Source organism: Prosthecobacter sp. (assembly GCF_044222345.1).
GTDB lineage: Bacteria > Verrucomicrobiota > Verrucomicrobiia > Verrucomicrobiales > Verrucomicrobiaceae > Prosthecobacter.
Genome location: NZ_JBGANL010000108.1, coordinates 1 through 7,189 on the forward strand (window position 1 = coordinate 1; position 7,189 = coordinate 7,189).

General features: G+C 54.7%; 6 protein-coding genes. 1 reads left to right on the forward strand and 5 read right to left on the reverse strand.

All coding sequences use genetic code 11. The features are described 5' to 3' along the window. Positions 1-156: 156 nt before the first annotated feature. From ACILSL_RS26325 to ACILSL_RS26345, 5 genes are all read right to left on the reverse strand, one after another. Positions 157-1,434, reverse strand: coding sequence for an AAA family ATPase (locus ACILSL_RS26325; RefSeq protein ID WP_395735056.1), 1,278 nt, complete (start codon positions 1,432-1,434; stop codon positions 157-159). A 272-nt stretch (positions 1,435-1,706) separates the two neighbouring features. Then, positions 1,707-2,555, reverse strand: coding sequence for a metal ABC transporter permease (locus tag ACILSL_RS26330; RefSeq protein ID WP_395735057.1), 849 nt, complete (start codon positions 2,553-2,555; stop codon positions 1,707-1,709). Between the two features lie 93 nt (positions 2,556-2,648). Further along, entirely contained in the window at positions 2,649-3,458 is an 810-nt protein-coding gene (locus ACILSL_RS26335; protein ID WP_395735058.1) for a metal ABC transporter ATP-binding protein, read from the reverse strand. Position 3,459: 1 nt separating this feature from the next. Then, entirely contained in the window at positions 3,460-3,888 is a 429-nt protein-coding gene (locus ACILSL_RS26340) for a hypothetical protein (protein WP_395735059.1), read from the reverse strand. Positions 3,889-4,119: 231 nt separating this feature from the next. Then, on the reverse strand, positions 4,120-5,040 hold the full coding sequence (locus ACILSL_RS26345) for a metal ABC transporter substrate-binding protein (protein WP_395735060.1): 921 nt from the start codon (positions 5,038-5,040) through the stop codon (positions 4,120-4,122). A 76-nt stretch (positions 5,041-5,116) separates the two neighbouring features. Between ACILSL_RS26345 and ACILSL_RS26350 the strand changes: the two genes are divergently transcribed. Continuing rightward, the coding region (locus ACILSL_RS26350; RefSeq protein ID WP_395735061.1) for a TonB-dependent receptor at positions 5,117-7,189 on the forward strand (2,073 nt) is incomplete at its 3' end.

The following is a 7,189-nucleotide window of genomic DNA, read 5'->3' on the forward strand; positions in this document are numbered from 1 at the left end:
CTTGATTCCATCGATGGGAAGGCAGCCATCAACTCGAACTAGTCGAATTGTTTGCCGTGTTGGATTTTTGAAAACCATTCGGCTCCGTTCTTCTTCGACAACAAGAATAGGATGGTCGGTAATTTTTGCGCATCTTCCGAAATTATCCATTTAGGTTCACTCCAAGTTGAGAAGTTCATCGAATTGAACCGCAAGATCTGTTGAGACGTGATCGATAAGCTCCGTCTTAAGCAGTTCTGTGTCTGCATCAATTATGCTTTCACATCCCTTTCTTGTCAGTGAGTAAGCGGCTACAGATGAGATTGGAATGGCCCGGCTTTTTGGAACTAATTTAGACAATGAGGTCATCTGATTTTTTCCGGCCTTGCTATATAAAGCCCCAGCTTGGATAAGATTATTTAAAGCAGTAAGAACATAGGGACTATGGGTTGTAATTATTACTTGCACCCTTGATTCAGCAGCATTGAAAGCAAGTGCGATCAATTCCAAAATTAGGCGCTGAGCAGTTGGAAATAAATGCGCTTCTGGTTCCTCAATATAAACTGAATAGCCACCAGACTTCCCTCTTAAAAAGGGAAGGCGTTTCAGTATGAGAGCTAAAGGCAGTGTTTCCTGCTGCCCCGAAGAACAGTTGCCTAAATTAATTCTTCGCCCATCGACTACATCTAAATAATCTCTTCCTTTTTCGGTGACATATTTGCCGCACAAAATTTCCTGTATTAGGCGTTCTGTTTCCTCGAAATAATTTTTCGTATCGTCAGTTCTCCGTCTAGACTGGTCACCTGTTCTTTTTATATTTTCGTAGAATGATCCAAACTCTTTCAGGAAAGGGTCAATGGCATTGTTTCCGGATAGGAATGTAAATATACTGCTCTGGAGGTTTGCGAAAAACGACCTTCCCGCAGGAATGAACAATTGAGATAAAGAAGCTCGAGGACCAAACATTTCTCTAGCGTTTGCACCAAGCGATTCTCTTAATCTTGAAATAACTTGGTATCTTTCGAATTCATCCTCTTGGCTACGCTCACGAGAGTTAAGTAGGGCCTTTTTAATCCGGATGAGCTCTGTGTGAAAGAATTTAGAATAGTGAATTTGAATTAAGCTTTTATTCGAGTGTTCGCGTGTTATTTCGATGTGCAGCTCATTGTGCCTATAGCATATCGAAAAGGGATTTTTTCCCCAGCTTTGCGGGGGGAATAATTCTTCAAATCTTTTAAGCAGTCCTTGATCGAGTTCGCGCTTTGGTTGTTGACTTTGGGCGGAAGTAAATACGTGCCAAATTACTCCTTTGAAATAAAAGAGAAGCTTTGCCAAGATGCTTTTTCCGGTAGCTTGGGGGCCAATCAGTAAGTTGAATTGCTCCAGTTCAATCCTGATGTTGTTCAATCCTGCAAACCCTGAAACGTCGAGAGATTCGTGTGTTTGTTGATCCATGGTGAGCCTTCGTTTTTAATTAAGGGGTTTGAGTGTGCTGCTCCGTTATAACGCAGATCTTCATGCGGGAAGTTTAATTTATAAATGAGGGCAATCTTCGAATTGCTGTTTGAAATCTTGGTTTATTGAGCTCTATGCAATGTCTGTTCTGAAATGTGAGAGGGTTTCAGAGGGCGGTCAAATAAGTAAGTAAATCAGTGATCAAATTCAGCCGATCGAAACACTAGCAGACCAAACAACCCCTCTGAAATTTTTCTACCAATCCCCCCCCTCTACGCCACCCCTCTCCTCCGGCTAAACAGCCCATACTTTGGACTGAACACATACGCCGCCACGAAAAACACTCCCAGCACCACGATGATCGTGGCGCTCACGCTCCACCCCAGCGGATACGACAGAAAGAACGCCGCCACCGACCCAATCGCGCCGATGATCCCGCCGCCCCAGAACAACGTCCGCGCGTTGTTCGTCAGCAGATACACCGTCGCCGCTGGGGCCACCATCAGGCCCACGCTCAGGATGCAGCCCACCGCCTGCAGCGATGAGATTAAGACCAGGATCGTCACCGCAAACGTCGCATAATTTAAGAGCCTCACCGGCACCCCCAGGCTCGCCGCAATGTTCGGCTCAAACAGATAGATGAGCAGCGGCCGTTGCAGCGCCGTCAGCGTGATCACCGCAATCGCGCTGATCCCAAACGCGATCCACAAGTCCGAGTCCGCCATGCCCACGATGCTGCCAAACAGCCACTCATCCAGCTTCTGCCGCAGATCCAGGTTCTTCAAGATTAAGACCCCCCCCGCAAACGCCGTCGTGTACAGCACCCCCATCGCCGTGTCCTGATCCAGCCGCGACGTCCGCGAAAGAAAGATCGACCCCAGCCCCACGATCAGCGCTGCAAAGATCGCCCCCGCCAGCGCGCTCCACTGCGTCAGCCCCGCGATCAGCACCGCCAGCGCAATCCCCGGCAGCAGCGAATGCGACAGCGTCCCAATCTTGAGCGCATCCTTCCGCAGCACCACAAACGCGCTCACAAACCCATTCGCAAACCCAATCATCAAACACGCCATCAGCGTCCGCTTCGCAATCGGTTCAGCAAGAAAGTCAGTAAAAGTGGACATCGCGAAAAGGTTTTCCAATTTTCAGTTCTCAGTTTTCAGTTCTCAATTTTCAGTGGGTATCAGTGGAAAGTCGGATGAGCGTCCGATGAGCAATTAAGACCTCTGCTCCTGCCTCCCCGGCGCATCCAAAGTCTCATACGCCGCCGCCACATGCTCTGGCGTGAACGCCTCCGCCACCGGCCCAAACACCACCTGATGCCGCCGGATAAGCAGCACATCATCAAAGATGTTCGTCACCGTCTGCAGATCATGATGACTCGCAATAAGCAGCCGACCCTCCGCCGTCAGCTCCTTGAACAACCGGCTCAGATTCTCCTGCGCCGGCTTGTCCAGCCCCGTGAACGGCTCATCCAGCAGCAGCACATGCGCCTCCTGCGCCAGCGCCCGCGCGATGAACGCCCGCTGCTGCTGCCCGCCTGAGAGCGCGCTGATCTGCCGGTCCTGCAAATCGCACAGGTCCATGCTCACCAGCGCCCGCTCCACAATCTCCGCATCATGCTTCGAATACTGCCGCCACCACCCCAGATTCGGATACCGCCCCATCTCCACCAGCCCGCGCACCGTGATCGGAAAATTCCAGTCCACATCCCCGCGCTGCGGCAGATACGCGATCTCATGGCTGCTCCGCGTCAGCGGCTTCCCACGCCACAAAATCTTGCCCATGTCCGCCCGAATCAGACCCGCCAGCGACTTTAAGAGCGTGCTCTTGCCCGCCCCATTCGGCCCGATGAGCGCCATGCTCCGACCGCACTCCGTCGCAAAATGAATCTTCTCCAGCGCCCGCACCTCCTGGTACTGCACGCTCAGGTCCACCACCTCCAGCCGGTGATGCTGAGTGTGCTCACACCCGCCGCCCCAGCAGACGTGCTCCTTCGTATGGACATGGGATTCAGCAGCGCTCATATCATTTCCATTCCAAGGTAATCACTTCATCCAAACTCGCCGCAGACGACCACCGCGTCTCACTCCGCGTCGCCAGCCCATCCGGCTCCACCTCCAGCGTGATCGCACTGTCCGGCGTACCCTCCGGCCACGTCGCCTTCACAAACACATCCACCCCATCCTTCGGAGAGGGCAGGGAAGCATCCACCTCCATCGGCGAATCCTCAATCCCACCGATCACCTCCTTCTCGCCAATCTTCACACTCAGCGTCGCCGGCCTGTGCGCATACCGCACCCGCACCAGCGCCTTCACACTCTTCACCTGCACCACCTTCTCCACCACAGCCGCCTTCGCCGGACCAGTCGTCCCCGTCAGATGGCTCAACGGCACCGCCAGCACCACAAACGTGAGCACGAGCAGAAAAATCTGAATGGGCGGAAAACCACGCATGAATCGCTATCGTTAAGTGAAAGTTTTCAAACGCGAATAACCGCAAATTTTTCGCCAACCCACGATTTCACCATTCGTGAAAATTCGCGGACATTCCTGCCCATTCGCGTTGTTCAATCTGAGCATAACAGTAGCGGTTAATCTTGTTACCCTAAGTACATCCATTCCGGCCTCTGATATTAGCGTCTTATTAGCGTCCCATCAGCGGTTCAAAAATCCGGTCCTCCTGACTCACTTCGCAGCAGCCGGAGCGAGCGCCGCCACAATCGACCTCACATTGTGCGCCAGCATCGTTTCAAACGTATGCGCCACCTTGGCCGTACCATCAGCAATCAGCGGCTCCCCAATCTTCACCCCCGTGCTCCGCGCAATCTCCGCCAGCACCTTCGGGTTCGCCTGATCCTCCGGAAAGATCGCCTTGATCCCATGCTCGCGGATCTCCTCAATCGTCTCCGCCACATGCTTTGAAGAAGCATCATCACTGCGCCCGATGCCCAGCAGCGAGATCGGCTCAAACCCATACTCCTTGCAGAAATACCCAAAGGCCCCATGCGCCGTCACCAGCAGCCGGTCCTTCTTCCCCACCTTCGCGATCTCCTTCTGCGCCCAGGATTTGAGCTCCCCAAAGCGCTTGCTCGCCGCCTTCACCCCCGCCGCATACGCACTCGCATTCGCCGGATCAATCGCGCTCAGCTCATCCGCCACCACACGCGCCGCCCGCTTCATGTTCTCCGCGCTGTGCCACCAGTGCGGATCCTCCGCCCCATGGTGATGATCATCATGATCCTCCTCCTTCGCCCCCTCATGATGATGCACATGCTCCTCAAACGGGATCGACGGAATTTTCGCCCCCACCTCCACCAGCTTCACATCCGCCCCCAGACTGTCGCGCAGCTTGTCCAGAAAGCTCTCCATGCCCTTGCCCGAGGCCAGCAGCAGCTTCGCGCCGCGCATCTCCGCCAGATCCTTCGGAGCCGGCTCAAAGTGGTGCACATCCGCCCCCGGCTTCAAAATCTCCACCACCTCCACATTCGCCCCGCCCACCTGCTGAGCGAGATCCGCCAGAATGGGATGCAGCGAGGCAACTTTGGTGGCGGCAACGGAGGGCAAGGTAGCGGCCAGAAAACCGAGGGTCAGAAAAAGAGGCTTCATAAAAGAACTAGGCCATCAAAAATTGAAAATACAAATGATTTGCAATTGCAATCAGTTTGCATATTTGTAAACAATCATGCAACTCACTTGCACTAGCTCACAACGACTCCTCCTCGGACTTCTTTTCAGCCTCTCCTCCTGCGCGCTTTTTGCTGAATCCGACACAACAATTCAGCAAGCTCTCCGCAAATCCGTCAGCTTTGACGAGGAGATCCCCATGGACGAAATGGTCATTACCGCTCCTCTGAGCCGTCCTTTGTTCCAGCAGGCCCAGTCCGCCTCCGTCCTCAGCGGCCAAAACTTGACCCTCGCCATCGAACCCAGCCTTGGCCAAACCCTGGCCCGCATGCCCGGCGTCAGCAGCTCCTACTTCGGCCCCGCCTCCAGCCGCCCCATCATCCGCGGTCTTGATGGCGACCGCGTCCGCATTCTGCAAAACGGCCTCAACACCATCGACGCCTCCGCCACCAGTGCGGATCATGCAGTAAGCTTTGACACATCCAATCTGAAATCCGTCGAAGTCGTGCGTGGTCCTGCCACGTTATTGTATGGCTCCAACGCCATCGGCGGGGTCGTGAATTCGATCGACGGCCGCATTGTCGATGAAAAACTCGACGGCACGATCCGTGGAGCACTCAATGAACGCTATTCCTCCGTGGATAATGGCTACCTCTCCAGCGCCATGATCGAAGGCGGTTATAAGGGGCTGGCCTTTCACGTCGAGGCTTTCACTCGTGCCGCCGAAGATTTCCGCATTCCCGGCAATGCCCGAACGACCAACGAGCAGACGATCAATCCGCTGCCTCCCGGTGAGACAGAAACCCGCAAGATCATACCCAACAGCAACCTGCGCTCCGAAGGGGTGACCAGCGGTCTGAGCTACATCTGGGACAAAGGTTTCATCGGCTTCGCTTGGACGGAATTTCACACCAACTACGGTTCCCCCGCCGAGCAGAATGTGGTCATCGACATGCACCAGCAACGCCTGGATGTGCGCGGTGCGTTCTACAAGCCGCTGCCACGCATCAAGGAGATCAACTACAATATCGCCACCTCCCGCTACCAGCACACCGAGTATGACAGCGGCACGCCATCGACGCTCTTCAAAAACAATGGCTATGACGCCCGTATTGAGGTGAAGCATGAAAAGATCGCGGGGATGGAAGGCGTGGTCGGCTACCAGTCAGATCGCAGCGAGTTCGACACCTCGGGCAGCGAAGCCTTTCTGCCTCCGACCATCACGCAGGCGGACGCCGTGTTTCTCTATGAAGACATCAGCCGGGGGCCGCTGAGCTTCCAGTTTGGCGGGCGCTACGACCACATTTCCGTCGAGTCCCTCAACAGCGCCGCCTTTGGTCCGGCACTGGTACGGCGCTTTGACAATCTCAGCAGCTCGGTGGGCATCGTCTTCACGCCGAATGATGAATACGCCGTCGCATTCACCATCAACCGTGCCGAGCGTGCGCCAACGTATCAGGAGCTGTTTGCGAATGGCCCCCATGCCGCCACCGGTGCTTTTGAAATCGGCAATCCCAATCTTAACCAGGAGAAGTCGCTGGGTTTTGATCTCAATGTGCGGAAGCGCATCGGCTGGGTCACTGGAAGCGTCGGCGGTTACTACAATCGCTACACCAACTTCATCGGCCAGTTCCCGACCGGCGTCGTGCATGTCGTTGGAGGAGAAAACTACAACGAGCTGATTTATCAGGCGACGAATGCCGAGTTCATCGGCTCTGAAATGGAGGCCACCTTCCACCTGCTGCATCCCATCACCACGGAGCCGCCTGAGCACCAGAACAACCTGCACCTTCAGCTGCGTGCTGATGTGGTGCGTGCACGTGACACCAAAACGGGTTTGTCTCTGCCCCGCATCCCACCCTTCCACCTTTCCAGTACTTTGAGCATGGAGCGCGGTGCCTTTGGAGCCCGCCTCGAAGGCATCTATGCTGCACCGCAAAGCCGGCTCGCGATGAATGAAGCCCGAACCAACAGCTACTTTCTGGTCAATCTGACCCTGACCTACCGCATTGTTCAGGGGCCCGCCACCCTCGATCTTTATGTCAAAGGCATGAACCTGACCAATGAAGATGCACGCGAGCACACCTCCTTGCTCAAGGACCGTGTTCCTCTGCCTGGGCGCGGCATCGTG